At 70.0% G+C, this 23,592-nt stretch carries 23 protein-coding genes; 4 read left to right on the plus strand and 19 right to left on the minus strand.

Annotation, left to right across the window (positions count from 1 at the left end; all coding sequences use genetic code 11):
• Nucleotides 1–117: 117 nt before the first annotated feature.
• On the minus strand, nucleotides 118–747 hold the full coding sequence (gene rpsD / locus ACO0E1_RS09995; protein WP_281264714.1) for a 30S ribosomal protein S4: 630 nt from the start codon (nucleotides 745–747) through the stop codon (nucleotides 118–120).
• Between the two features lie 224 nt (nucleotides 748–971).
• Nucleotides 972–2,336, minus strand: a complete 1,365-nt coding sequence (locus ACO0E1_RS10000; RefSeq protein ID WP_422874091.1) for a replication-associated recombination protein A — start codon at nucleotides 2,334–2,336, stop codon at nucleotides 972–974.
• 116 nt (nucleotides 2,337–2,452) lie between these two features.
• On the opposite strand from ACO0E1_RS10000, the gene ACO0E1_RS10005 reads away from it, so the two are divergent.
• Both ACO0E1_RS10005 and ACO0E1_RS10010 read left to right on the plus strand, forming a co-directional pair.
• Nucleotides 2,453–3,271, plus strand: coding sequence for a peptidylprolyl isomerase (locus ACO0E1_RS10005; RefSeq protein ID WP_422874042.1), 819 nt, complete (start codon nucleotides 2,453–2,455; stop codon nucleotides 3,269–3,271).
• A gap of 112 nt (nucleotides 3,272–3,383) precedes the next feature.
• On the plus strand, nucleotides 3,384–4,616 hold the full coding sequence (locus tag ACO0E1_RS10010; protein ID WP_422874043.1) for a DUF349 domain-containing protein: 1,233 nt from the start codon (nucleotides 3,384–3,386) through the stop codon (nucleotides 4,614–4,616).
• A 93-nt stretch (nucleotides 4,617–4,709) separates the two neighbouring features.
• Here ACO0E1_RS10010 and ACO0E1_RS10015 read toward each other — a convergent pair whose 3' ends face one another.
• The 5 genes from ACO0E1_RS10015 to ACO0E1_RS10035 form a co-directional block, all read right to left on the minus strand.
• Nucleotides 4,710–5,672 (minus strand): bifunctional riboflavin kinase/FAD synthetase, encoded by a 963-nt coding sequence (locus ACO0E1_RS10015; protein ID WP_422874044.1) that lies wholly within the window; start codon nucleotides 5,670–5,672, stop codon nucleotides 4,710–4,712.
• Between the two features lie 13 nt (nucleotides 5,673–5,685).
• Nucleotides 5,686–6,126 (minus strand): hypothetical protein, encoded by a 441-nt coding sequence (locus ACO0E1_RS10020; protein ID WP_422874045.1) that lies wholly within the window; start codon nucleotides 6,124–6,126, stop codon nucleotides 5,686–5,688.
• A 68-nt stretch (nucleotides 6,127–6,194) separates the two neighbouring features.
• Nucleotides 6,195–6,560, minus strand: a complete 366-nt coding sequence (locus ACO0E1_RS10025) for a hypothetical protein (RefSeq protein ID WP_422874046.1) — start codon at nucleotides 6,558–6,560, stop codon at nucleotides 6,195–6,197.
• Nucleotides 6,557–7,498, minus strand: coding sequence for a tRNA pseudouridine(55) synthase TruB (gene truB / locus ACO0E1_RS10030; RefSeq protein ID WP_422874047.1), 942 nt, complete (start codon nucleotides 7,496–7,498; stop codon nucleotides 6,557–6,559). Before truB ends, ACO0E1_RS10025 begins: the two co-directional genes overlap by 4 nt.
• A gap of 37 nt (nucleotides 7,499–7,535) precedes the next feature.
• Entirely contained in the window at nucleotides 7,536–7,982 is a 447-nt protein-coding gene (locus ACO0E1_RS10035) for a hypothetical protein (RefSeq protein ID WP_402728859.1), read from the minus strand.
• Between the two features lie 22 nt (nucleotides 7,983–8,004).
• Between ACO0E1_RS10035 and ACO0E1_RS10040 the strand changes: the two genes are divergently transcribed.
• A complete protein-coding gene (locus ACO0E1_RS10040; RefSeq protein ID WP_422874048.1) occupies nucleotides 8,005–8,931 on the plus strand; it encodes an HhH-GPD family protein in 927 nt (308 codons plus the stop codon).
• Nucleotides 8,932–8,944: 13 nt separating this feature from the next.
• Here ACO0E1_RS10040 and rbfA read toward each other — a convergent pair whose 3' ends face one another.
• The 10 genes from rbfA to dxr form a co-directional block, all read right to left on the minus strand.
• On the minus strand, nucleotides 8,945–9,394 hold the full coding sequence (gene rbfA / locus ACO0E1_RS10045; protein WP_422874049.1) for a 30S ribosome-binding factor RbfA: 450 nt from the start codon (nucleotides 9,392–9,394) through the stop codon (nucleotides 8,945–8,947).
• Between the two features lie 86 nt (nucleotides 9,395–9,480).
• The gene (gene infB, locus ACO0E1_RS10050) at nucleotides 9,481–12,303 is read right to left on the minus strand and encodes a translation initiation factor IF-2 (RefSeq protein WP_422874050.1); all 2,823 of its coding nucleotides are present in this window, start codon (nucleotides 12,301–12,303) and stop codon (nucleotides 9,481–9,483) included.
• Nucleotides 12,304–12,377: 74 nt separating this feature from the next.
• The gene (locus ACO0E1_RS10055; protein ID WP_281264724.1) at nucleotides 12,378–12,698 is read right to left on the minus strand and encodes a YlxR family protein; all 321 of its coding nucleotides are present in this window, start codon (nucleotides 12,696–12,698) and stop codon (nucleotides 12,378–12,380) included.
• A 127-nt stretch (nucleotides 12,699–12,825) separates the two neighbouring features.
• Nucleotides 12,826–13,821 carry a transcription termination factor NusA gene (gene nusA / locus ACO0E1_RS10060; RefSeq protein WP_422874051.1) on the minus strand — a complete coding sequence of 332 codons (996 nt, stop codon included), beginning with the start codon at nucleotides 13,819–13,821 and terminating at the stop codon, nucleotides 12,826–12,828.
• Nucleotides 13,822–14,079: 258 nt separating this feature from the next.
• On the minus strand, nucleotides 14,080–15,831 hold the full coding sequence (locus tag ACO0E1_RS10065; protein WP_422874052.1) for a proline--tRNA ligase: 1,752 nt from the start codon (nucleotides 15,829–15,831) through the stop codon (nucleotides 14,080–14,082).
• Between the two features lie 101 nt (nucleotides 15,832–15,932).
• Nucleotides 15,933–17,063, minus strand: a complete 1,131-nt coding sequence (gene ispG, locus ACO0E1_RS10070) for a flavodoxin-dependent (E)-4-hydroxy-3-methylbut-2-enyl-diphosphate synthase (protein ID WP_422874092.1) — start codon at nucleotides 17,061–17,063, stop codon at nucleotides 15,933–15,935.
• A 57-nt stretch (nucleotides 17,064–17,120) separates the two neighbouring features.
• Nucleotides 17,121–17,663, minus strand: coding sequence for a cysteine hydrolase family protein (locus tag ACO0E1_RS10075; protein WP_422874053.1), 543 nt, complete (start codon nucleotides 17,661–17,663; stop codon nucleotides 17,121–17,123).
• The gene (locus ACO0E1_RS10080) at nucleotides 17,660–19,153 is read right to left on the minus strand and encodes a purine-cytosine permease family protein (protein ID WP_422874054.1); all 1,494 of its coding nucleotides are present in this window, start codon (nucleotides 19,151–19,153) and stop codon (nucleotides 17,660–17,662) included. The genes ACO0E1_RS10075 and ACO0E1_RS10080 overlap by 4 nt, the downstream gene beginning before the upstream one ends.
• Before the next feature lie 25 nt (nucleotides 19,154–19,178).
• A complete protein-coding gene (locus ACO0E1_RS10085; protein ID WP_422874055.1) occupies nucleotides 19,179–20,507 on the minus strand; it encodes a M50 family metallopeptidase in 1,329 nt (442 codons plus the stop codon).
• Between the two features lie 73 nt (nucleotides 20,508–20,580).
• Nucleotides 20,581–21,675, minus strand: coding sequence for a 1-deoxy-D-xylulose-5-phosphate reductoisomerase (gene dxr, locus ACO0E1_RS10090; RefSeq protein WP_422874056.1), 1,095 nt, complete (start codon nucleotides 21,673–21,675; stop codon nucleotides 20,581–20,583).
• Nucleotides 21,676–21,783: 108 nt separating this feature from the next.
• Here dxr and ACO0E1_RS10095 point away from each other — a divergent pair, with 108 nt between their 5' ends.
• A complete protein-coding gene (locus tag ACO0E1_RS10095; protein ID WP_422874057.1) occupies nucleotides 21,784–22,050 on the plus strand; it encodes a hypothetical protein in 267 nt (88 codons plus the stop codon).
• Between the two features lie 4 nt (nucleotides 22,051–22,054).
• Here ACO0E1_RS10095 and ACO0E1_RS10100 read toward each other — a convergent pair whose 3' ends face one another.
• The gene (locus ACO0E1_RS10100) at nucleotides 22,055–23,029 is read right to left on the minus strand and encodes an FKBP-type peptidyl-prolyl cis-trans isomerase (RefSeq protein ID WP_422874058.1); all 975 of its coding nucleotides are present in this window, start codon (nucleotides 23,027–23,029) and stop codon (nucleotides 22,055–22,057) included.
• Nucleotides 23,030–23,560, minus strand: a complete 531-nt coding sequence (locus ACO0E1_RS10105; protein ID WP_422874059.1) for an OsmC family protein — start codon at nucleotides 23,558–23,560, stop codon at nucleotides 23,030–23,032.
• Between the last annotated feature and the right edge of the window lie 32 nt (nucleotides 23,561–23,592).

Raw genomic sequence — 23,592 nt, forward strand, 5'->3', positions numbered from 1 at the left:
GTGCATCCCTTCCGCACGCGCCGTGGCGCGCGTCCGACCAGCTTAGTCGTCGCTCCTGGAACGCAGAACGGCGGGCCGTCCGATGTGGACGACCCGCCGTTCAGGCGGTGCAGTGGATCAGCGAGCCGCGTAGTACTCGACGACCAGCTGGACCTCGCAGGTCACGGGGACCTCGGCACGCTTCGGGCGACGCACGAGGCGGGCCTGGAGCTTGTCGATCTCGACCTCGAGGTAGCCCGGGACCTTCGGGAGGACTTCCTGGTGGCCACCGGCAGCGGCGACCTGGAAGGGCTCGAGCGACTCGGAGCGCTGCTTGACGTGGATCAGCTGGCCCTCCTTGACGCGGAAGGAGGGGCGGTCGACGAGCTTGCCGTCGACGAGGATATGGCGGTGCACGATCAGCTGACGGGCCTGCGCGGTGGTGCGGGCGAAGCCGGCACGCAGCACGAGGGCGTCGAGGCGCTGCTCGAGCAGCTCGACCAGGTTCTCACCGGTCAGGCCGTTGGTCTTGCGGGCCTCTTCGAAGACGATGCGGAGCTGCTTCTCGCGGATGCCGTACTGGGCGCGCAGACGCTGCTTCTCACGGAGGCGGACGGCGTAGTCGCTGTCGGCACGACGACGCGTGCGGCCGTGCTCACCGGGGCCGTAGGGGCGCTTCTCGAGGTACCGGGCCGCCTTCGGCGTCAGCGGGATGCCGAGCGCGCGAGACAGGCGGGTCTTGCTGCGGGTACGTGACTTGGTAGACACAGGGTCCTTTTCTCTGTTGTTGCTGAACTGAACACGGGTCTCGGCACGCGCACGTGCCGACGAACCCCGTGAAGGGATCCAGAGGGATGAGCCTGTGGGATCGGACGGCTACAGTCCGAACCTCTGCCCCCGTGTCACAACGACGCTCTGCGCCGCGTGGCACTCTGTCCCCGACGCAGCCGCACGCGGGGACCAGGACTTAGGCCCGTCAACGATAGCAGGCTTCAGGCGTCCCCAGAAGTACCGCGCGTGATCTTCCGGAGACGGTCCAGGCGCGGCCCGACTTCTCGCTCGTAGCCGTTCGTGGTCGGCGTGTAGTACTCGGTGCCCTCGAGCGCGTCGGGGAGGTACTGCTGCTCCGCCACACCGTGCTCGGCGTCGTGGGAGTAGATGTAGCCCTTGCCGTGCCCGAGCCGCTTCGCACCGGCGTAGTGGGCGTCCCGGAGATGGTTCGGCACGACGCCCATCCGGCCGGCCTTGACGTCCGCCATCGCCGCGTTCACGCCGTTGTACGCGGCGTTCGACTTCGGGGCCGTCGCCAGGTACACGACCGCTTCCGCCAGGGGGATCCGTCCCTCCGGCATGCCGATCAGCTGCACCGCCTGTGCCGCGGCGACGGCGATCGGGAGCGCCTGGGGGTCGGCCATGCCGATGTCCTCGGCCGCGGAGATGATGATGCGCCTGGCGATGAACCGGGAGTCCTCTCCTGCCTCGATCATCCGGGCCAGGTAGTGCAGCGCGGCGTCGACGTCGCTCCCCCGCACCGACTTGATGAACGCGCTGATGACGTCGTAGTGCTCGTCGCCCTGCCGGTCGTAGCGGAGCAGTGCACGGTCGACGGCGGCTGCGACGGTGTCGGCGTCGACCACCGGCACGCTGTCGTCGTCGTCGTCCTGCGCCGCCCCGGCCGAGGCGGCAGCGGCTTCCAGCGCCGTGAGCGCCCGACGGGCGTCGCCGGAGGCGAGCCGGACGATGGCGGAGCGTGCTTCGTCGCCGAGGACGACGGACCCGCCGAGGCCGCGGGGATCCTCCACCGCACGGTCGACGAGCATGCCGAGGTCGGCGTCGGTCAGCGGCTTCAGGGTGAGCAGGAGCGACCGGGACAGCAGCGGCGAGATGACCGAGAACGACGGGTTCTCGGTGGTGGCCGCGATGAGGATCACCCAACCGTTCTCGACGCCGGGGAGCAGCGCGTCCTGCTGCGCCTTGCTGAACCGGTGGATCTCGTCGAGGAACAACACCGTGGTGGAGCCGTAGAGGTCACGGTGCGTGAGGGCCTTCTCCATCACCTCTCGCACGTCCTTGACGCCGGCGGTCACCGCGGAGAGCTCGACGAACTCGCGTCCGGACTGGCGTGCGATCGCCTGCGCCAGAGTGGTCTTGCCGGTCCCCGGGGGGCCCCAGAGGATCACGGAGACCCCGCCGGGGTTCTCACGCGTGCCGGTCGCGAGCTGCACGAGCGGCGAGCCGCGCCCGAGGAGGTGCTGCTGACCGGCGACCTCGTCGAGGCTGGTCGGACGCATCCGGACGGCGAGCGGCACGGAGCCCTGCGCCAGACCGACACGCCCACCGGTCGTGGGCGCGGTCATGCCCGATCGATCCGATGCCATGTCCGCAATCGTAGGTGGAACCACTGACAGCCGACTCATGGGAGCAGGTCCGATACGCTCGCAAGCACACTGCGACGAGAGGGCAGACCAGCACCGTGGCACCGAAGAACCAGGCGCGTGACAACCGTGAGGCGCGCGAGCGGCTCCGTCTCTACGAGGCTCGACAGGGCCTCCACGACCGGCAACGCCGCCGCCGTGTGCGGGACAACGTCATCGGGCTGAGCGCGCTCGTCGCCGTCGCGGCACTCGCGACCGGGTCCCAGCTCGCCTTCGCCGGCTCGCAGCCCGACGCGGAGCCGAGTGCCAGCGCCAGCGCCAGCGCGACCGGCACGCCGACTCCCTCGGCCAGTGCCACCCCCGCGAACACCGGGGACGTCCCGAGCAAGTCCATCGCGAAGGACTCGACGTGGACGGGGTCCCTCACGCTGAACAAGGACGTGAAGCTCGGGATCGAACTCGACGGGAAGAAGGCGCCGCAGGCCGCGAGCGTCGAGATCGACCTGATCCGCAAGCAGTTCTACGAGGGCACGACCTGCCACCGGCTCGCCGACAGCGACGGGTTCGAGTTCCTGCAGTGCGGTTCGGCGAACGGCGACGGCACCGGCGACGCGGGCTTCCAGTACGGACCGATCGAGAACACGCCGAGCGACGACGTCTACGACAAGGGCACGATCGCGATCGCCCGCAGCTCGTCCACGTACTCCCAGTCGACGCAGTTCTTCATCGTCTACGGCGACACCACGCTCGACGGCTCGACCGGCGGCTACACGGTGGTCGGCAAGGTCACCAGCGGCCTGTCGGACCTGGTGTCGAAGATCACGTCGAAGGGCATCTCCGACGCCGGTTCGGACGGCACCGGGGAGCCGAAGGTGACGACCACGATCACCGGCGCGACGATCAAGCAGGAGCAGTAGTCCACAGACCAGCACACTGGCGGGTCGCGGGGCTCGCCAGTGCAATAGGGTGGCTTCCTGACCGTACCGACGGTGACGTCGGTGATGCACGACCACGATCGAGGCGAGACCTGTGGGATCTGACGAAGCAACGACCTGGGGGCGGGTCGACGATGCCGGCACCGTGTACGTCCGGTACCAGGACACCGAGCGTGTCGTGGGTGAGTACCCGGACGCCACCCCCGAAGAAGCACTCGCCTACTTCGCGCGCAAGTACGCCGACCTCGAAGGTCAGGTGAAGATCGCGGAGCAGCGTGTGCAGCGCGGCGCCTCCGCGAACGACGTCGCCAGGACGGTCGAGCACCTGACCGCGCTCGTGGGCGAAGCCCGCGTCGTCGGTGACGTCAAGGCCCTCGAAGACCGTGTCGGAGCGCTGTCCGAGCAGCTCGGGTCGCTGACCAAGGAACAGGCGGAGCAGGCCCAGCAGGCCCTCGCCGAGGCACTCGCGTTCCGCACCGCCCTCGTCGAGGAAGCCGAAGCGCTCGCAGCGGTCGACCCGGCCCGCGCGCAGTGGAAGCAGATCACCGCGCAGCTCGACGACGTGTTCGCGCGGTGGCAGCAGCACCAGCACGACGGTCCGCGGATCCCCAAGAACGAAGCGAACGAGCTGTGGAAGCGGTTCCGTGCCGCACGGTCCACGGTGGACCAGCACCGTCGCGCGTTCTACTCCGAACTCGACGCGCAGCACCGGGACGCCCGCACCCGCAAGCAGGAGCTCGTCCAGCAGGCCGAAGCGCTCGCGCCCCGTGGCTCGGACGCCATCCCCACCTACCGCCAGCTCCTCGACGACTGGAAGCGTGCGGGACGTGCGGGCAAGCGCCACGACGACGCGCTCTGGGCACGGTTCAAGGCCGCAGGTGACGTGCTGTTCGAGCAGCGCCATGCCGAGAGCGCCGCGGAGAACGAGGAGTACTCCGCCAACCTCGAAGCGAAGCTCGCCGTCCTGACCGAGGCCGAGCCGCTCCTCCAGCAGAACGACCGGGTCGCTGCCCGCAAGACGCTCACGGACATCCAGCGCCGGTGGGACGAGATCGGCAAGGTCCCCCGCGGGGACGTCCGCCGCATCGAGGACCGACTCCGCGCGGTGGAAGACCACGTCCGCGGGCTCGAGGACGCGCACTGGCGCGAGTCGAACCCGGAGCGCAAGGCGCGGACGACCGGGCTCGCGAGCCAGCTCGAGGACGCGATCGGCAAGCTCGAGTCCGAACTTGAGTCGGCCAAGGCCTCCGGGGACGCCCGCAAGATCAAGGACGCCCAGGAAGCCCTCGACGCCCGCAAGATCTGGCTCGACGCGCTCGGCAGCTGACCCAGCACGGCGGCCGACGCTGCTGCACCCACGACGAAGGCCCCGGCGGATCCGCCGGGGCCTTCGTCGTCGTCGTGGAGCAGGACTCGTCGGTCAGACGGGCGCCGGCAGCCCGAGCAGGGTCCTGATGTCCCGGTCGTCCTGTCGCATCTGGGCAGCGAGCTCGTCCATCGACGAGAACTTCACCATCCCGCGCACGTAGGAGACGAACAGCACCGAGATGGTGTCCCCGTAGAGGTCGATGTCGACGTCCAGCAGGTGCGCCTCGATCTGCTTCGCCGGCACGCCCTCGAAGGTCGGGTTGTTCCCCACCGACACCGCGGCCGGGTACACCGTGCCGTCGTGCAGCACCCGGGCGGCGTACACACCGTCTGCCGGGACGAACCCCTCGCACGACGGGTCGAGGTTCGCCGTGGGGTACCCCATCGCGCGACCCCGCTGGTTGCCGTGCACCACCACGCTGCGGACCGCGTGCTCACGGCCGAGGAGCCTGGCGGCTTCCGCGACACGGCCCTCGCCGAGGAGCTCGCGGATCCACGTGGACGAGACGCGACGTTCCCCGTCGGGGCGGACGTCGTCGACCAGGTCCACGTCGTCGATGAGCTCGACGGCGAACCCGTGCTGCGCGCCGAGGGTCCGCAGGAGTGCGACGTCGCCTGCCCCCTTCGCACCGAAGCGGAAGTCGCTCCCGACGAAGACGAGCTCGGCGTGCAGGGTCTCGACGAGGATCCGGGACACGAAGGTCTCCGGTGTCCACGACTGCAGTTCCGCGTCGAACCGCAGCAGCAGCGTGGCGTCGACCCCGACGTCGTCGAGCAGCTCACGGCGTTGCGCGATGCTCGTGAGCGCCGGCGGCACCTTGGCGGGGTCGATGATGCTCAGCGGGTGCCGGTCGAACGTCACGACGGTGGACACCAGCCCGTGCTGCCGAGCGGCCCGCTCGAGGTGGGCGATCACGGCACGGTGGCCGACGTGCACGCCGTCGAACTTGCCGATCGTGACGGCGCTCGGCCCGAATCCCTCTGCGACGTCGTCGACGTCCTCGTAGTACTGCATGCTGCTCCCCCGCCTACTCGCCGGCCGTCACGGCGGGCTCGGCAACGGGTCGTCCGGCGGTGCGGTGGTGCTTGCGGAGCCACCACAGCCCGGCGATCGGCAGGACGAGCGGCGCGAAGGCGTACCCCATCCCGTAGTACGACCAGATGGTGTCGTCCGGGAAGAGCTGACGGTCGAACAGCGACAGCGTGCCGATCACCAGGACACCGGTCATCTCGAACACGATGGTGACGCACGCCACCCGGTACCAGAACCGACCGGGGACGATCAGGGCGATCATCGCGACGATGTACACGACCGCGGCGATCGCGCTCAGCGTGTACGCGAACGGGGCGAACGAGAACTTCTCCGCGATCTGGACGACGCTCCGCCCGGTCGCCGCGAGCGCGAGGATGCCGTACACGGCGATGAGGACGCGACCGATGCCGGTCGCGAGTGAGGTCTTGGTCGCCATTGCACCGATTCTACCGACGCCGGGAGACCACCGCGGCACACCTGGTCGCCCGGTGACGCGGACGCACCTCAGTTCAGCGCGAACCAGATCTGGTACATCCGGTAGAGCATCACCGCGACGGTGAAGGCCCCGGCGCCCAGGACCACGGTGCTCCACCGCGTGCGGTCGACGAGCGCCCACACGATGGTGGCCGGCGGGACGAGCAGGACCGACACCGCGTACACCCAGAACTCGAGCACGTTGCCCCGAGGTGGGTTCCCGACCGCTGGTGCGACGAGCGAGACGACGAGCTGCGCGATGAGCAGCAGTTCGACGAGGACGAGCGATCCGACGGTGTAGTCGTTCGGCTTCCACCCGATGAACCCGACCACCACGGCGAAGACGCCGATCACGACGGCGAGCACGAACTGCACCCACATGAACCACTCGATCACGCGTTGGCTCCGGTCGTCGTCGGGAAGTTGGTGATGACGCGCAGCAGCCCCCTGCGCACCGACACGAGGCCGATGAGCCGGTCGTCGCGCGCGGTGACGGCGGCGACGGGTCCGTCGGTGTCCGGGTGGTCGGCGCCGATCCGCTTGCCGTCCGCGAGGTCCTTCGCGTCGACGGCGTCGAGCGTCACGACCGGGAACAGGGTGCGGGCGATGTCGGCCGGCCGCACGAGTGCCCCGCGGACGTCGACCGAGTCGTCCTCCAGGTCGACCGCGTCGTCGACCGAGAACGGTCCGACGAGGGTGCGACGCAGGGCTGTCAGGTGAGCGCCGGTCCCGAGCGCTGCGCCGACGTCACGGGCGAGTGCCCGCACGTACGTGCCCGACGAACACGAGACGACGACGTCGAGGTCGACGACGGGCACCGACGCGTCGAGCGCTGACACGACACGGTCGTTCCGACCGGTCACGTCGAAGCGCGAGATCGTCACCGCCCTCGCCTTAAGGGTCACTTCCTCGCCCTTCCTGGCGAGGTCGTACGCGCGCCGACCGTCCACCTTGATGGCACTGACCGTCGAGGGTACCTGCGAGATCGGGCCGCGCTGCGTGGCGACGGCCGCCTCGATCGCCGCGTCGGAGACGTCCGCGGATCCGACACCGACCGCGGCGACCGGTGTGCCGTCCGCGTCGTCGGAGTCGGTGGAGACGCCGAGTCTGATCGTCGCCGTGTAGGTCTTGTCGAGCCCGACGAGGTGCGTCAGGAGCCTGGTCGAGGGGCCCGCACCGAGGAGCAGGAGGCCCGTCGCCATCGGGTCGAGCGTGCCGGCGTGACCGATCTTCTTCAGGTCGAGCCGTCGACGCGCGATGGACACGGCACGGTGGCTCGAGATCCCCTGCGGTTTGTCGACGAGGAGGATGCCGTCGGGAGCGGTTGCGAGCACCGCAGCAGATTACCAGCGCGGTGGGACGCCAGCGGCGTCAGCAGGCATCGTTCCACTCGCGCCGAGGGTGCGCCGGGTCGGTGACGTCGAGCACCGCGGACGCGGCGATCTTGACGTCGGCGCGGCGCTCGAGCCGACCGGACTCCTGCTCGACCCACATCGACCACCGCCACAGCCCACGCGCACCGGCGCCGAGGACACCGTGCCCGTGCACCACCAGCACGCCGGGGCCTTCCCCCGTCGACCGGAACGGCGCCACCAGGTCGTTCCGCAGCGCGTCGGCGTCCGCCGAGCTCGCGGCAGCCGCCATGGCGGAGACGCCCTGCTGTTCGAACCCGGCAACGAGTGCTGCGGCGACGCGCTCGAGGTCGACGCCGTCCTGGCCGTCGATGCCGACGACGGTGCGGTTTGTCCCGACCTGCGCGATCACCTCGTTCGCGATCGCGGCCATCGTGTCGGTCTCTTCTGGTGCCCAGCGTGCCATGCACCCACCGTAGGCTGTCGTGGTGAACGCGAGCGGAGCCTCCCGAGGGCCTGTGGAGAACCCGACCGATCCCGACATCGCGACCCCGCTGATCGCCTGGTACCGCGCCGAGGCGCGCGACCTGCCCTGGCGCCGCCCCGGCTTCCCCGCGTGGGGCACCCTGGTCAGCGAGATAATGCTCCAGCAGACGCAGGTCGCGCGCGTGGTTCCCCGACTGGAGGCATGGCTCACCCGGTGGCCGACACCTCGCGACCTCGCCGACTCGCCTCCCGGCGACGCAGTGCGGGCCTGGGACCGGCTCGGCTACCCGAGACGCGCGCTCGCGCTGCACGCGGCGGCGACGGCGATCGCCGAGCGGCACGACAACGTGGTGCCCCGCGACGTCGACGCGCTCCTCGCGCTCCCGGGGATCGGCGACTACACGGCCAGGGCGGTGGCGGTCTTCGCGTACGGCGACCGGCACCCGGTGGTCGACGTCAACGTGCGGCGGGTCCTGGCGCGAGCGCTCCTCGGCGAGGGCGAGCCCGGGCCGGCGAAGGCAAAGCGGGACCTGCCGCTGATGGAGTCGGTCCTGCCGGAGGACCGCGACGACGCGGCGACGACCAACGCCGCCGTGATGGAGCTCGGCGCACTCGTGTGCGTCGCCCGCTCCCCCGCGTGCGACGCATGCCCCATCGCGGACCGGTGCGCCTGGCGAGCAGCCGGGTACCCGGAGCACGACGGCCCACGCGCCCCGAAGCAGGCCAGGTTCGCCGGGAGTGACCGACAGGTCCGTGGGCTCGTGATGGCCGAGCTCCGCGCGAGCGACGTCCCGGTCACCCCGGACGAGATCCGCATGGTGTGGCCGGACGACGCCCAGCGCGACCGGGCGCTCGCGTCGCTCCTGCGCGACGGGCTGGCCGTCGGGGACGACGCGAGCGGCTACCGGTTGCCGGATGGGTCAGACTGAGCGTCGGGACCGACTAGGCGCGCTCCTCGGCGTCGTCGTCCTCGTCGTCGTCGTGCTTGTACGGGTCGGCGTCGCCGGCGTACGTCGCGCCGGCCGAGGCGTTCCGGACCTCCTCGTCGCGCAGCTTGGCCTGCACCAGCAGGTCCTCCATGTGCGCCGAGGTGTCCGGCAGGGCGTCGGCGATGAACTCGAGCGACGGCGTCAACCGAGCGGTGATGTTCTTGCCGACCTCGGAGCGGAGCATGCCGGTCGCGGCCTTGAGCGCCGCGGCGGAGTCGGCACGCTCCTCGTCCGTGCCGTACACGGTGTAGAAGACCGACGCGTGCTGCAGGTCACCGGTGACGCGGACGTCCGTGATGGTCACGAACCCGAGTCGCGGGTCACGCAGGCCCTTGTCGATCCGGCGGGCGACGACTTCCTTGATGCGGTCCGCCATCTTGCGTGCGCGCTGCGGATCAGCCATGGGTGCCTCCTGGGGCGGTGGTGGAACGGGGTCGGGCCCCGGCTCCTCCCGCGAAGGAGAGGCCGGGGCCCAGGGTGGTCACACGATCAGTCGCGCGGCTTCTCGACGAGCTCGGTGGTCTCGATCTCGTCACCGATCTGGATGTCGTTGTACTTGCCCAGACCGATACCGGCCTCGAAGTCCGTGCGGACCTCGGTGACGTCGTCCTTGAAGCGACGGAGCGACTCGATGGCCAGCCCGTCCGCGAGGACCACGCCGTCACGGATGACGCGCGCCTTGGCGTTGCGCGTGATCGTGCCGGAACGGACGATGACACCGGCGATGTTGCCGAACTTCGAGGACCGGAAGACCTCGCGGATCTCGGCGACACCGGACTGCACCTCTTCGTACTCGGGCTTGAGCATGCCCTTGAGGGACTGCTCGATGTCCTCGAGTGCGTTGTAGATGACCGAGTAGAACCGGACGTCGATGCCTTCACGGGCAGCGCGCTCGCGGGCCTTGACGTCCGGACGGACGTTGAAGCCGACGACGATCGCGTTGTCGATCGTGGCGAGGTCGATGTCCGACTCCGTGATCGCACCCACACCGCGGTGCAGGATGCGCAGCTGCACGCTGTCGTCCACCTCGATGTCGAGGAGCGACTGCTCGAGTGCCTCGACGGCACCGGAGACGTCACCCTTGATGATGAGGTTGAGCGAGTCGACCTTGCCCTCTTCGAGTGCACGGGTGAAGTCCTCGAGCGAGATGCGCTTGCGGGCCTTGGCCAGCTGGGCGTTGCGCTCGGCGGCTTCACGCTTCTCAGCGATCTGGCGTGCCGTGCGGTCCTCTTCGGTGACGAGGAACGTGTCACCGGCGCGGGGCACCGACGACAGACCCTGCACCTGGACCGGGCGGCTCGGCGTCGCTGCTGCGACGGCGTTGCCGTCCTCGTCGGTCATCGCACGGACGCGGCCGTAGGCCGTACCCGCCACGATGGCGTCACCGACGTGGAGCGTGCCCGACTGGATGAGCACCGTCGCGACGGCGCCGCGGCCCTTGTCGAGGCGTGCTTCGATCGCGACACCGCGGGCGTCCTTGTCGGGGTTCGCACGCAGGTCGAGCCCGGCGTCCGCGGTGAGCAGGACGGCGTCCAGGAGCTCCTGGATGCCGATGTTCTGCCGCGCCGACACGTCGACGAACATGACGTCGCCGCCGTACTCCTCGGCCACCAGGTTGTACTCGGTGAGCTGCTGGCGGACCTTGGCCGGGTTCGCGCCGTCCTTGTCGATCTTGTTCACCGCGACCACGATCGGCACGTTCGCCGACTGCGCGTGGTTCAGCGCCTCGATCGTCTGGGGCATGATGCCGTCGTCCGCCGCGACCACCAGGATCGCGATGTCCGTCACCTGCGCACCACGGGCACGCATGGCGGTGAACGCCTCGTGTCCAGGGGTGTCGATGAAGGTGATCGGGCGCTCGATGCCCTCGTGCTCGGTGGTGATCTGGTACGCACCGATGTGCTGCGTGATGCCGCCGGCTTCGCCCTCGACCACCTTGGAGTTGCGGATGGCGTCGAGCAGTCGGGTCTTACCGTGGTCGACGTGACCCATGACGGTGACGACCGGGGGACGCTGCTGGAGGACGGAGTCGTCTTCCTCTGCGTACTCGGCGTCGATGTCGATGTCGAAGCCCTCGAGGAGCTCGCGGTCTTCGTCTTCCGGCGACACGATCTGGATCTTGTAGCCGAGCTCGTCGCCGAGGACCTCGAAGGTCGCCTCGTCGAGGGACTCCGTGGCGGTCGCCATCTCACCGAGGTGGAACAGCACCGTCACGAGGTTGCCGGGGCTGGCGTCGATCTTGTCCGCGAAGTCCGAGATGCTCGCACCGCGACGGAGTCGGACGACCGTGTTGCCGTCGCCACGAGGGACCTGCACACCGCCGAGCGACGGCGCCTGCCGCATCTCGTACTCGGCGCGCTTCGTCCGCTTCGACTTGCGGGCACGGCTCTTGCCGCCACCACGACCGAACGCACCAGCGGTACCGCCACCGGGGCCACGACCACGGCCGCCGCCACCGGCGGGACGCGGGCCGCTGAACGCCGGACGCGGGAAGCCGCCACCGGCGCCGCCACCGGCACCCGGACGACCACCGGGGCCGCCACGACCGCCGCCACCCTGGCCCGGGCGCTGCCCGAAGCCGTTCGGACGGTTGCCCTGACCGGGACCACCCGGACGCGGAGCACCCGGACGGGGCGCGCCGGGACGCGGGGGCTGCGGACGCGGGATCCCACCGCCGCCGGCACCGCCGGCGGGGCGCTGGCCCATGCCCTGGTTCGACGAGTAGGGGTTGTTGCCCGGACGGGGCGGGCGCGAGCCCATGCCCTGGCTGGACGCGTAAGGGTTGTTGCCCGGACGTGCGCCCGGCTTCGGGCCACCCGGCTTCGGACCGGCAGCCGCTGCGGGCTTCGGGCCACCCGGCTTCACGGCGTCCGACTTGGCGGGACCGTCAGCGGAGCCGGAGCTCTTCGACTCGGCTGCCGCCTTCTGGGCTGCTTCTGCCTCGGCCTGTCGCTGTGCGACGGTCTTCGGAGCCGGCGTGACGGGCACGTCGGAACCGTCCGAGGGTGCTGCCGCGGCGGGTGCTGCGGCCTCGGGCTCCGGGGTCGGCGCCGGACGCTTGGGTCCGGGCTTCGGGCCACCGGGCTTGGGCGCTGCGGACTTCGCCGCCGGCGCGGGTGCTGCTGCAGCGGGCTTGGCGGACGCCGAAGCACCTTCTGCCTGCAGGGCGGCACGGAGCTTCCGTGCCACGGGGGGCTCGACACTCGAGCTCGGTCCCTTGACGAACTCGCCCAGCTCCTTGAGCTTCTCGAGTGCGGTCTTGCTGTCGACGCCGAGCTCGCTTGCGATCTCGTGTACGCGTGGTTTCGCCACTGTTCTCCTTCACGGGTCCCACCCCGTCAAGGGGTAGGACTCACTGGATGATGGGTCTCATTTCGAGCCGCTCATCAGTTGTCCATAAGCCGTTCAGCCTGTTCTGTCGTGTCCGGGCGCTCTTCCGCGAGGTCCCTCGGGTGAGGGAGACTCCGCAGGTAGTCGAGCACCGCAGACGTGTCCGGTTCGCGATCCAGCCGCAGCGCCCGGCGGAAAGCCCTGCGCTTGACGGCCAGCTCGTAGGCTTCGACGGTCGGTGTGAGCCACGCTCCCCGGCCCGGCATGACTGCCTTCGGATCCGCCACCACACGTCCGTCACCCAGGGCGACGACTCGGAGGAGGGAGGATCGGGATGCGCGACGACGACTGCCGATGCACGTTCTGACGGCGACCACTCTACTCCTTGCCTCCGACGACCGCGATCCGGCGCGCCCGGACGGGGCACGCCGAGCGCGAAACCCGCCCGCTACGACTCGTCGTCGTCCAAGATGGAACCTCGACGAATCATCTGGATGTCGACCATCACTCGTCGTCGTCCAGGATGGAATCCGGCTGGATGTCGATGCGCGCGCCCGTGAGCTTCGCTGCCAGGCGGGCGTTCTGCCCTTCCTTGCCGATCGCGAGCGACAGCTGGTAGTCGGGCACCAGAGCACGGACCGCCTTGGTCGAGACGTCGAGCACGAACGCGCTCGTCACCTTCGCCGGCGACAGCGCGCTCGCCACGAACGTCGCGAGGTCGGGCGACCAGTCCACGATGTCGATCTTCTCGGCACCGAGCTCGGTCGTCACGGCGCGCACGCGGGCACCGAGCTCGCCGATGCACGCGCCCTTCGCGTTGACGCCGGGTTCGTTCGCCTTGACCGCGATCTTCGTGCGGTGACCGGCTTCACGTGCGAGCGAGGTGATCTCCACGACGCCGGAGGCGATCTCCGGGACCTCGAGCGCGAACAGCTTGCGGACCAGACCCGGGTGCGTGCGCGACACCGTGATCTGCGGACCCTTGTTGCCGCGGCCGACGCTCGTCACGTAGACGCGGAGGCGGGAGCCGTGCGTGTACGTCTCCCCCGGGACCTGCTCTTCCGGCGGCAGGATGGCCTCCACCGTGCCGAGGTCGACGTGCACCATCTTCGGGTTCGGGCCCTGCTGGACCACACCCGCGACGATGTCGCCTTCCTTGCCGCGGAACTCGCCGAGGATCTTGTCGTCGCCGATGTCGCGGAGTCGCTGGTTGATGACCTGCTTCGCCGCGAACGCCGCGATGCGGCCGAAGTCGCTCGGCTGGTCGACGGCCTCACCGATGACGGTGCCCTCGTCGTCGCGCTCCGGTACGAAGACGCTGACCTCACCGGTCTTCCGGTCGAGCTCGACGCGGGACTGCGCGTCGGCCGGCTCGCCGTTCTCGTCGGTGTGCTTGTGGTACGCGGTCAGGATGGCCGACTCGATGATCTGGACGAGTTCTTCGAACGGGATCTCCCGTTCACGCTCCATGAGTCGCAGGACTGCGAGATCGATCTTCACCGAGGGCCTCCGTATTCAGCTGAGTCGCTCCCGCGCACTGGAACCGCGCAGAAGTCGGCGTCCAGACTACCGCACTGCGGGTCGCGACCCGGCCGCGCCGTTGCGGACTGGAGGCACGGTGCCAGCCCGCACCGAGCCTCCCGTCCGGTGCGTGGCGCGCCCAGATCCCCGAAACGGTCCCGGAACGACGAGACGCCGCCGATGTCGGCGGCGTCTCGTTCCGGTCGCGGCGTTTCGGCCGCACTGCGGTGCCAGCCGCTAGATCGCGCGGACCGCCGACAGCAGGTCGGCGACGGGCACCTCGGTGCGCTCACCGCTCGCACGGTTCCACAGCTCGACGATGCCGTCGGCGGCGCCGCGACCGGAGACGATCACGATCGGCATGCCCAGGAGCTCGGCGTCGCGGAGCTTCACGCCGGGAGAGACCTTGGGACGGTCGTCGTAGAGCACGTCGTACCGGTCGTCCTCGAGCGAGGCGACGATCGACGTGGCGAGGTCGTAGGCGGTCTCGTCCCGACCGGTGGCGACCACGTGCACGTCGAACGGTGCGACGTGCTTCGGCCACGCGAGACCCTTGTCGTCGTTGTGCGCCTCGGCCAGGATCGCGAGGATGCGGGTCACGCCGATGCCGTACGAGCCCATCGTCACGGTGGCGAGCTTGCCGTTCTCGTCCTGCACCTTGAGCCCGAGGGCTTCGGCGTACTTGCGGCCGAGCTGGAAGACGTGGCCGATCTCCATGCCGCGTGCGGTCTCGAGCGGACCGGAGCCGTCGGGTGCGGGGTCGCCGGCACGGACGTCGGAGACCTCGACCACGCCGTCGGCGACGAAGTCACGCCCGGCGACGAGGCCCGAGACGTGGAGGCCGCGCTCGTTCGCGCCGGTCACCCACGCGGTGCCGTCGACGACGCGCGGGTCGACGAAGTACCGGATGCCCGTCGCGCTGTCCGCGCCGAGGACCTGCGGGCCGATGTAGCCCTTGACCAGGCCCTTGTGCTTCCGGAAGTCGTCGTCGCCCGCGGCTTCGACCTCGGCGGGGGCGAACGAGACCTCTGCACGCTTCAGGTCGACGTCGCGGTCGCCGGGGAGCCCGACGACGACGATCTCCCGCGTGCCGTCGAGGTGCGTCAGCGCGAGCACGACGTTCTTGAGCGTGTCGGCGGCCGTCCACGGCGCACCGTCGCGCGGAGCCACCTGGTTGGCGTGCTCGACGAGGGTGTCGATCGTCGGGGTGTCCGACGCCGGTAGCAGCACGGGTTCGGGCTGGCCGTCGATCGGCAGGGCGTAGGGCACCGGGGTGACGTACGCCTCGACGTTGGCCGCGTACCCGCCGGCACTGCGCACGAAGGTGTCCTCACCCACGGCGATCGGGTGCAGGAACTCCTCCGACTTGGAGCCGCCCATCGCACCGGCGTCGGCCTTGACGATCGCGTACTCGAGACCCAGGCGGCTGAAGATGCGCTCGTAGGCGTCGCGCATCGTCTGGTAGCTGCGGTCGAGCCCCTCGTCCGTGACGTCGAACGAGTAGGCGTCCTTCATCGTGAACTCGCGACCGCGCAGCAGCCCGGCACGGGGACGTGCTTCGTCGCGGTACTTGTCCTGGATCTGGAACAGCGTGACGGGCAGGTCCTTGTACGACGAGTACAGGTCCTTCACCAGCAGCGCGAAGAGCTCTTCGTGCGTGGGCGCGAGCAGGTAGTCGGCGCCCTTGCGGTCCTGCAGGCGGAAGATGCCCTCGCCGTACTCGGTCCAGCGGTTCGTCGCCTCGTAGGGCTCGCGCGGGGCCAGCGCCGGAAGCAGGACCTCTTGCGCGCCGGCGGCCTCCATCTCCTGCCGGATGATGCCCTCGATGCGCGCGCGGACGCGCAGACCGAGCGGCAGCCAGGCGAAGATGCCCGGGGCCTGGCGACGGATGTACCCGGCGCGGACGAGCAGCTTCGCGCTCGTCACCTCGGCGTCGGAGGGATCGTCGCGGAGCGTACGGAGGAACAGATGCGAGAGCCGTGTGACCACCCGCTCAGCCTAGCGGCGGTGCCGACCGTCACCGCGACGGACAGGAGGCCCGTGGCGGGATCGCCACGAGCCTCCTGTCCGGTGTGTGGTGCTGCGCGCGGTCAGGACGTGACGACGAGCGGCTTGCCGGTACCGGCGGCCGGACCCATCTCGTCGGCCAGGCGGTTCGCCTCCGCGAGGAGCGTCGCGACGATCTCGGCCTCCGGCACGGTCTTGATGACCTGGCCCTTGACGAAGATCTGGCCCTTGCCGTTGCCCGACGCGACGCCGAGGTCGGCCTCGCGCGCTTCTCCGGGACCGTTCACGACGCAGCCCATCACGGCGACGCGGAGCGGCACGGTCATGCCCTCGAGCCCCGTCGTGACGTCGTTCGCGAGCTGGTAGACGTCCACCTGGGCGCGACCGCAGCTCGGGCACGAGACGATCTCGAGCTTGCGCTCGCGGAGGTTCAGCGACTGCAGGATCTGCAGGCCGACCTTCACCTCTTGCGCGGGGGGCGCCGACAGGGACACGCGGATGGTGTCGCCGATGCCCTCGCTGAGCAGGATGCCGAACGCGGTGGCGCTCTTGATGGTGCCCTGGAACTCCGGACCGGCCTCGGTCACGCCGAGGTGCAGGGGCCAGTCGCCGCGTTCGGCGAGCTGCCGGTAGGCCTTCACCATCACGATCGGGTCGTTGTGCTTGACCGAGATCTTGAAGTCGTGGAAGTCGTGCTCCTCGAACAGGGAGGCTTCCCACACGGCGGACTCGACGAGCGCCTCCGGGGTCGCCTTGCCGTACTTCTGGAGCAGGCTCGGCTCGAGCGACCCGGCGTTCACACCGATGCGGAGGCTGACGTTCGCCGCCTTGGCCGCCGCGGCGATCGCGCCCACCTGGTCGTCGAACTTGCGGATGTTGCCCGGGTTCACGCGGACGGCGGCACATCCGGCGTCGATCGCCTGGAAGACGTACTTCGGCTGGAAGTGGATGTCGGCGATCACCGGGATCTGCGACTTCTTCGCGATGATCGGCAGCGCGTCGGCGTCGTCCTGGGTCGGCACCGCCACGCGGACGATGTCACAGCCGGACGCCGTGAGCTCGGCGATCTGCTGCAGGGTCGCGTTGATGTTCGTGGTCGGCGTCGTCGTCATCGACTGCACGGACACCGGCGCGTCGCCACCGACCAGGACCTTGCCGACCCGGATCTGCCGGGACTTGCGACGGGGGGCGAGGGTTTCCGGGGCCTTGGGCATACCGAGATTCACTGCGGGCACGGATCGAACTCTACGCGCTCCGGGTGCGCGCGAACCTCAGAGCGTGTCGACGACCGTGATCAGCGGCGCGTACAGGCGCATGGTGTCGAGGGCGCGCTCGTGGTCGGCGTCGCTCGCTCCGGCGCAGGCGTCCGCCACGACCGTCACGCGGGCGCCGGCGTCGGCCGCCGCGAGCGCGGTCGACAGGACGCAGCAGTCCGTCGACACACCGGTCAGGACCAGGTGCGGTCGGTCCCCCACGACGGACTGGAGGGTCGTCCCCCACTTGCCGAAGGACGTCTCGGTGACGACGGGGCCGTCCAGAGCCGCGAACGGCTCCGTCAGGTCGTACAGCGGATCGTCGGCGGGGACGAGCGCGAACGGCCAGTCTCGGTAGTAGTCGACCCATGCACCCTGCGGGCGCTCGGGCGCGACGAAGCGGGTCCGGACCGTCCGGTCCGCGAACCGTGGGAGCAGGCGCTGGATCCCCGCCGCTGCGTCGTCGTAGCGCGGCGCGGCCCACTCGCTGTCACCGGTGAAGACGCGTTGCATGTCGATGACGACGAGCCACGCGTCGCTGGTGTCCGGCGCCGGCGTCACGGGTGCAGCTCCGTCGCGGGGACGCTGTCGATCGGCTCGGTCACCGGCAGCGACTCCTGCTCGCGGATCGACCGGCGGGCGAAGAGCACCGTCCCGAGAAACCCGACGACCAGGGCCACCAGCACGCCGAGGTTCGCGTACGCCCACGCACCGGTTCGACCGCCGAGTCCGAACGGCTCCAGCAGGTACCCCTGCCAGTTGAGCCACGACGGCACGCCGTACGTGTTCGTCACCAGGCCCCAGCCGAGTGCGGTCCCGAGCACGACGAGTCCGATCGCACCCCAGCGGACGTCGCCGTAGCGGCCGGTCGTCGCGTGCAGCTCCCCCTCGGCGTAGGCCTTCCGGCGCAGGACGACGTCGGCCACGAAGACGCCGCACCACGCCGCGATCGGGACGCCGAGCGTGACCAGGAACGCCTGGAACGGCGAGATGAAGTCGGTCGCGAAGAACACCACGTAGATCGCGCCGGCGACCATGAAGACGCCGTCCACCCCGGCGGCGACCGGGCGCGGGATGCGGATCCCGGCGCTCAGCAGGGCGAGTCCGGAGGAGTAGATGTCGAGCACGGCGCCGCCGACCAGGCCGAGGATGGCGACGATCGCGAACGGCACGAGGAACCAGACCGGCAGCAGTGTGGTGAGCGCGCCGATCGGGTCGGCGCTGATGTCGGTGTTCAGCTGCTTCGACGACCCCGCGAGCAGGACCCCGGTGACGACGAGCACCACCGGAGCGAGCGCTCCCCCGAACGTCGTCCACCACACCACCCCGCCCGTCGAGGCCGACCGCGGCAGGTAGCGCGAGTAGTCGGCGGCGGCGTTCACCCAGCCGAGCCCGAACCCGGTCATCACGAGGACCAGAGCGCCGACGACGTTCTGCGCGCTCCCGGACGGCAGCGCCGCGAGTGCGCCGAAGTCGATCGACCCGGCGACGAGCACGATGTAGACGACCGTCAGCACGGCGGTGATCACGGTGATCCACGCCTGCAGCCGCATGATCACGTCGAACCCGGCGATGCCGGCGCCGATCACCAGGGCGGCGACGACCACGAGCGCGACGAGCTTCGTCACGACGCCGTCGTCCCAGCCGAGCTCCCGGAACACCGTCGACGTCGCGAGCACCGCCAGCGCAGCGAGCGAGGTCTCCCACCCGACCGTGAGGATCCAGCTCAGGAACGACGGCAGTCGGTTGCCCCGCACGCCGAAGGCCGCACGGCTCAGGACCATCGTCGGCGCCGAACCGCGCTTGCCGGCGATCGCCACGATGCCGCACAGCAGGAACGAGAACACGACCCCGATGACGGACACCACGGTCGCCTGGACCACGGAGATCCCGAAGCCCAGCACGAACGAGCCGTAGCTCAACCCGAGGACGGAGATGTTGGCGGCGAACCACGGCCAGAACAGCCCGCGGGGCCGCCCCTTCCGCTCGGACTCGGCGATGACGTCGATGCCCTGCCGTTCGACGGCACGGACCTCGGGCGCTGTGCTCATGCGCTGAGCGTAGTGCTGGCGGGGCCTATCCGAACAGGTTCACCGGCCGCACGATGTCGGCGTAGATCAGCAGGGCGCTCATGCCGGCGAGCAACACCACGACGACCATCGTGAGCGGCATGGTCTTCGCGAGGTCGATGGGACCGGGGTCCGCCTTGCCGACGAGCTTGAACGCGCGACGCTTGATCACCTCCCAGAGGGCGCCGGCGATGTGCCCGCCGTCGAGCGGCAGGAGCGGCACCATGTTCAGCACGAACAGGCCGATGTTCAGCGACGCCAGCAGCCCGAGGATCGTGTAGATCTTGTCGACCACGGGGACGCCGCTCATCGACGACACCGTGCCGATCGCCCGACCGACACCGACCACGGACACGGGGCTGTCCGACGAGCGCTCCTGCGCGCCGAACGCCGCGTTCCAGACCGCGACGAGGCGCTGCGGGAGGTCGATGATGAGGTGCGCGGACGCCCCGATCTGCGCTCCGGTCGCCGGCAGGACCGCAGCAGGCGACTGCCGCACGAGCGTCTGGCCGATCGAGACCCCGACCACACCGACCTGCTGGGTCTTCGACGTGCCGTCCGCGTTCTTCACGACCTTCCCCTGCGCGTCGTACACGTCGCGGGTGGCCAGCGCCGGCGTGACCTCGAGGGTCTTCCGTGCACCATCGCGTTCGACGACGACCTGGACCGGCTTGCCAGCGGACTCCTGGAACGTGTCGGAGACCTCGGTGATCGTCGGGTTCTCCTTGCCGCCGACGGCGAGGACCACGTCGCCGGAGCGGATCCCGGCCTCTTTCGCCGGGGAGACGGCGTCGCCTGGTGAACACGTCGTCGTCGCGGTCGTCGGGAGCACGCAGTCCACGCTCGACGTGAAGGTCGTGGTCGGCGCACCGAACCCGACGAGCAGCACACCGAACAGGACGATCCCGATCACCAGGTTCATCGCAGGACCGGCGACCATCACGATGATGCGCTTCCACGGGGTCAGCCGGTAGAACGCCCGCGAGTCGTCGCCACCGGACTCCGCGATCTGCTCGGCGCTGGCCTGCCGGGCGTCCTGCACGAACGCGCTGTACATGCCCGTGTTCGTGATGGCGCGGCCGGAGGCACGGGGCTTCAGCATCCCCACCATGGAGATGTAGCCGCCGAGCAGGATCGGGCGGATCCCGTACTCGGTCTCCCCCCGACGGAACGACCAGAGCGCCTTGCCGAAGCCGAGCGAGTACTGCGTCACCTTCACGCCGAAGAGCTTCGCGAACGCGAGGTGACCGAGCTCGTGGAGCCCGATCGAGATCAGCAAGCCGACGATGAAGACGACCACACCGAGGACGAAGAGGAGCACGGTTCCGACGGTCACCGGAGAAGCGTACGGGACGCTGGCAAAGAAGCAGCCGAGCGTGTCCTGGATGGTGACCCGTGCCTCCTGCGCGTCAGCGGGCCAGTGCGCGGTCCGCAGCGGTCCGTGCCCACCGCTCCGATGCGAGCACACCCTCGAGCGACGGCTCCGTGGGCTCGTGCGACTCCACCACCCGCTCGATCGTCTCCACGATGTCGAGGAAGCCGATCGCGCCGGCGTGGAACGCGGCGACGGCCTGCTCGTTCGCGGCGTTGAACACGGCCGGGTACGTGCCGCCGAGTTCGCCGACCCGCTTCGCGAGTGCCACCGCGCCGAACGCCTCGTCGTCGAGCGGTTCGAACGTCCACGTGCTCGCCGCCGTCCAGTCGAGCGGGACGCCGACGCCGGGGACACGGTGCGGCCATGCGAGCCCGAGTGCGATCGGCAGCCGCATGTCCGGGGGTGATGCCTGTGCGATCGTCGACCCGTCGGTGAACTCCACCATCGAGTGCACGATCGACTGGGCGTGCACGGTCACGTCGATGCGGTCGTACGGCACGCCGAAGAGCAGGTGCGCCTCGATCACCTCGAGACCCTTGTTCACCAGGGTGGCCGAGTTCGTCGTGACCACGAGGCCCATGTCCCACGTCGGGTGCGCGAGTGCCTGCTGCGGTGTCACGTCGCGGAGGCTCGCGCGCGACCTGCCTCGGAACGGACCGCCGCTCGCCGTCAGGACCAGGCGGCGGACCTCGGCGTCGGTGCCCGAGCGGAGGGCCTGCGCGATCGCGGAGTGCTCGCTGTCGACCGGGACGATCTGTCCGGGCGACGCCGCCGCCTGCACGAGCGGGCCGCCGACGATCAGGCTCTCCTTGTTCGCCAGGGCAAGGGTGGCGTTCGTCTCGAGCGTGGCGAGCGTCGGACCGAGCCCCACGGAGCCGGTGATCCCGTTGAGCACCACGTCGGCCTCGACGCTGCGGATCAGGCGCTCGGCATCGGCGGCGCCGAGCGCGGTGTCACGGACGCCGAACTCGGCAGCCTGCTCGGCCATCGTGTCGGCGTTCGTCCCGGCGGTGAGGCCGACGACCTCGAAGCGGTCGGGGTTGCGAGCGACGACGTCGAGGGCCTGCGTGCCGATCGAGCCGGTGCTGCCGAGGACGATGATGCGGCGGCGTTCGCCAGTGGTGTGCATGGTGCTCGAATCTACTCTCGCGCCGGACCCCGGCCGCCTTCGGTATTTCAGCGGCGGAGTTCCGGTCCCTGGTACGTTTCCACCGAACTCGTCTCGTCAGGAGGAACCATGCTGAAGAAGACCGTGGTGGTCGGCGCTGTCTGCGCACTCGCCACCGCCGGTGCACTCTCCGCCGCCGCGTCGCCGGCTGCACACACCTCCGTCGGCAAGTGGGTGCCGTCGGGACTCGCGATACGAGTCGGCACGCAGTCACCGGCGGAGATCGACCGCATCATGCACGGCGGCGGCCAGATCGAGGCGTACGTCGACCCGGACACCGGCGCCGTGCTCGCTGCGCAGCGGTCGTCGTGGCGCTCGATCGTCCGGACCGGGTGAGGTATCAGCCCTTCGCGAGCAGGTCCACGACGAAGACCAGGGTCGCGTTCTTCGGGATGTCGGAGCCCTCCGGCGGGTTCGCGCCGTAGCCGTCCTCCGGGGTGACGACGATCATCACCTGGGAGCCGACCTTCTGGCCGACGAGTCCGGTCACGAAGCCCTTGATGAGCGAGCCCTCGGCGATGGTGAAGGTCGTCGGTGCGCCCTTCGACCACGAGGAGTCGAACTCCTTGCCGCCGTCGTAGAGGACACCCTTGTACTGCACGAGCGCGGTGTCGCCCTCGGCGATCTCGTCCCCGTCGCCCTGCTTGATGACCTCGGCGGTCGTCTTGGTCGGAGCGGTGGTGTCCGGGATGGTGATCTCCGGTTCACCGTCGGACTTGTCCTTGACGGTGGGCAGGTCGGGGTTCTGCGGCTGGGCGGCGCCCGTGGACTTCGTCGGCGTCTGCGCGATGACGTCGGCCACGACGACGATGTTGCCGCCGGTGTTGAACCCGAGCGCGGACGACGCGCCGACGGCAGCGATGCGGTCACCGACGTGCGAGCAGGCGAGGAGCGCGCCGAAGCCGCTGCCACCGACGGACAGGACCTGGGCGTTGCCCTGGTCGAACCCGACCGTCCCGAGCTTCTTGGCGTCCGACGCCTGGTAGACGCTGTAGGCGACCTGCGTGTAATCGCCCTTCTTCAGCGCGGCGCCGGAGCCCTTGGTGACGGTCGTGGCCTGCGGCGGCGTCGCCTTGAGTCCCTTGTCGAACGTCACCGTCGGGGCGGTCTTGCCGCCGAAGTCACCGGAGACGTCGATCGCGGCCGAGGCCTTCCCGGGCTTCGGGCAGCTGGTGATCGCCGAGGCTGTCGCGCTGGACGACGCGGACGGCGTCGCCGACGAGTCGGTGGAACCGGAACCGGAGCAGGCGGCCAGTCCGAGGACGACGGCGGGCACCAGGGCGATCGGGAGCAGGCGGAGACGCTTCACGGGCACCTAGTCTGCCTCACTCGTCGATGAGTCGGCTCCGAGTCGGGGTGCGCCCGGTCGACGGGCCGGGTCGGCGACGATGGTCGTGGCGTCGTGGTGCACCGGGAAGGCCACCGACCGGGCGATGAAGCAGAGCGCGTTCGCTGCCGCGTGCGCCGCCTCGGCATCGGCGACGCGGTCCGCTTCGGCGATCGTCACGACCGGGTGGAGCGTCGCGCCGGTCAGTTCTCCCGAGCCGTCCCGGTTGAGATTCATCGAGGCGGTTGCACGGTCCTCGTAGGCCAGGACCGTGAACCCCTGCGTCACCGCGACGTGCAGGTAGCTGAGCATGTGGCACTGGGCGAGCGCCGCCGTCACCATCTCCTCCGGGTTCCAGCGATCGCGGTCACCACGGAACGTCGGGTCGGCGGACCCGAGGACGTCGGGTTTGCCGGCGGCGGAGACCACGTGGTCGCGTCCGTACTCGCGGTACCCACTGGTGCCGGTCCCACGGTCGCCGGTCCAGCGGACCTCGACCTCGTAGGTGTGGTCGTGCATGCTGCTCCCCTTCCAGGGCGATCCGGTGCCGT

Origin of the sequence: Curtobacterium guangdongense (genome assembly GCF_049341845.1) — a bacterium.
Taxonomy (GTDB): domain Bacteria; phylum Actinomycetota; class Actinomycetes; order Actinomycetales; family Microbacteriaceae; genus Curtobacterium; species Curtobacterium guangdongense.

What these genes read in the sequence shown, in the direction of transcription:
- ACO0E1_RS10000 (WP_422874091.1), bottom strand. Translation starts at nt 2,336, where the DNA reads ATGACCGCGCCCACGACCGGTGGGCGTGTCGGTCTGGCGCAGGGCTCC.
- ACO0E1_RS10015 (WP_422874044.1), bottom strand. Translation starts at nt 5,672, where the DNA reads ATGCAGTACTACGAGGACGTCGACGACGTCGCAGAGGGATTCGGGCCG.
- ACO0E1_RS10020 (WP_422874045.1), bottom strand. Translation starts at nt 6,126, where the DNA reads ATGGCGACCAAGACCTCACTCGCGACCGGCATCGGTCGCGTCCTCATC.
- ACO0E1_RS10035 (WP_402728859.1), bottom strand. Translation starts at nt 7,982, where the DNA reads ATGGCACGCTGGGCACCAGAAGAGACCGACACGATGGCCGCGATCGCG.
- rbfA (WP_422874049.1), bottom strand. Translation starts at nt 9,394, where the DNA reads ATGGCTGATCCGCAGCGCGCACGCAAGATGGCGGACCGCATCAAGGAA.
- ispG (WP_422874092.1), bottom strand. Translation starts at nt 17,063, where the DNA reads ATGCCCAAGGCCCCGGAAACCCTCGCCCCCCGTCGCAAGTCCCGGCAG.
- ACO0E1_RS10080 (WP_422874054.1), bottom strand. Translation starts at nt 19,153, where the DNA reads ATGAGCACAGCGCCCGAGGTCCGTGCCGTCGAACGGCAGGGCATCGAC.
- dxr (WP_422874056.1), bottom strand. Translation starts at nt 21,675, where the DNA reads ATGCACACCACTGGCGAACGCCGCCGCATCATCGTCCTCGGCAGCACC.
- ACO0E1_RS10095 (WP_422874057.1), top strand. Translation starts at nt 21,784, where the DNA reads ATGCTGAAGAAGACCGTGGTGGTCGGCGCTGTCTGCGCACTCGCCACC.
- ACO0E1_RS10105 (WP_422874059.1), bottom strand. Translation starts at nt 23,560, where the DNA reads ATGCACGACCACACCTACGAGGTCGAGGTCCGCTGGACCGGCGACCGT.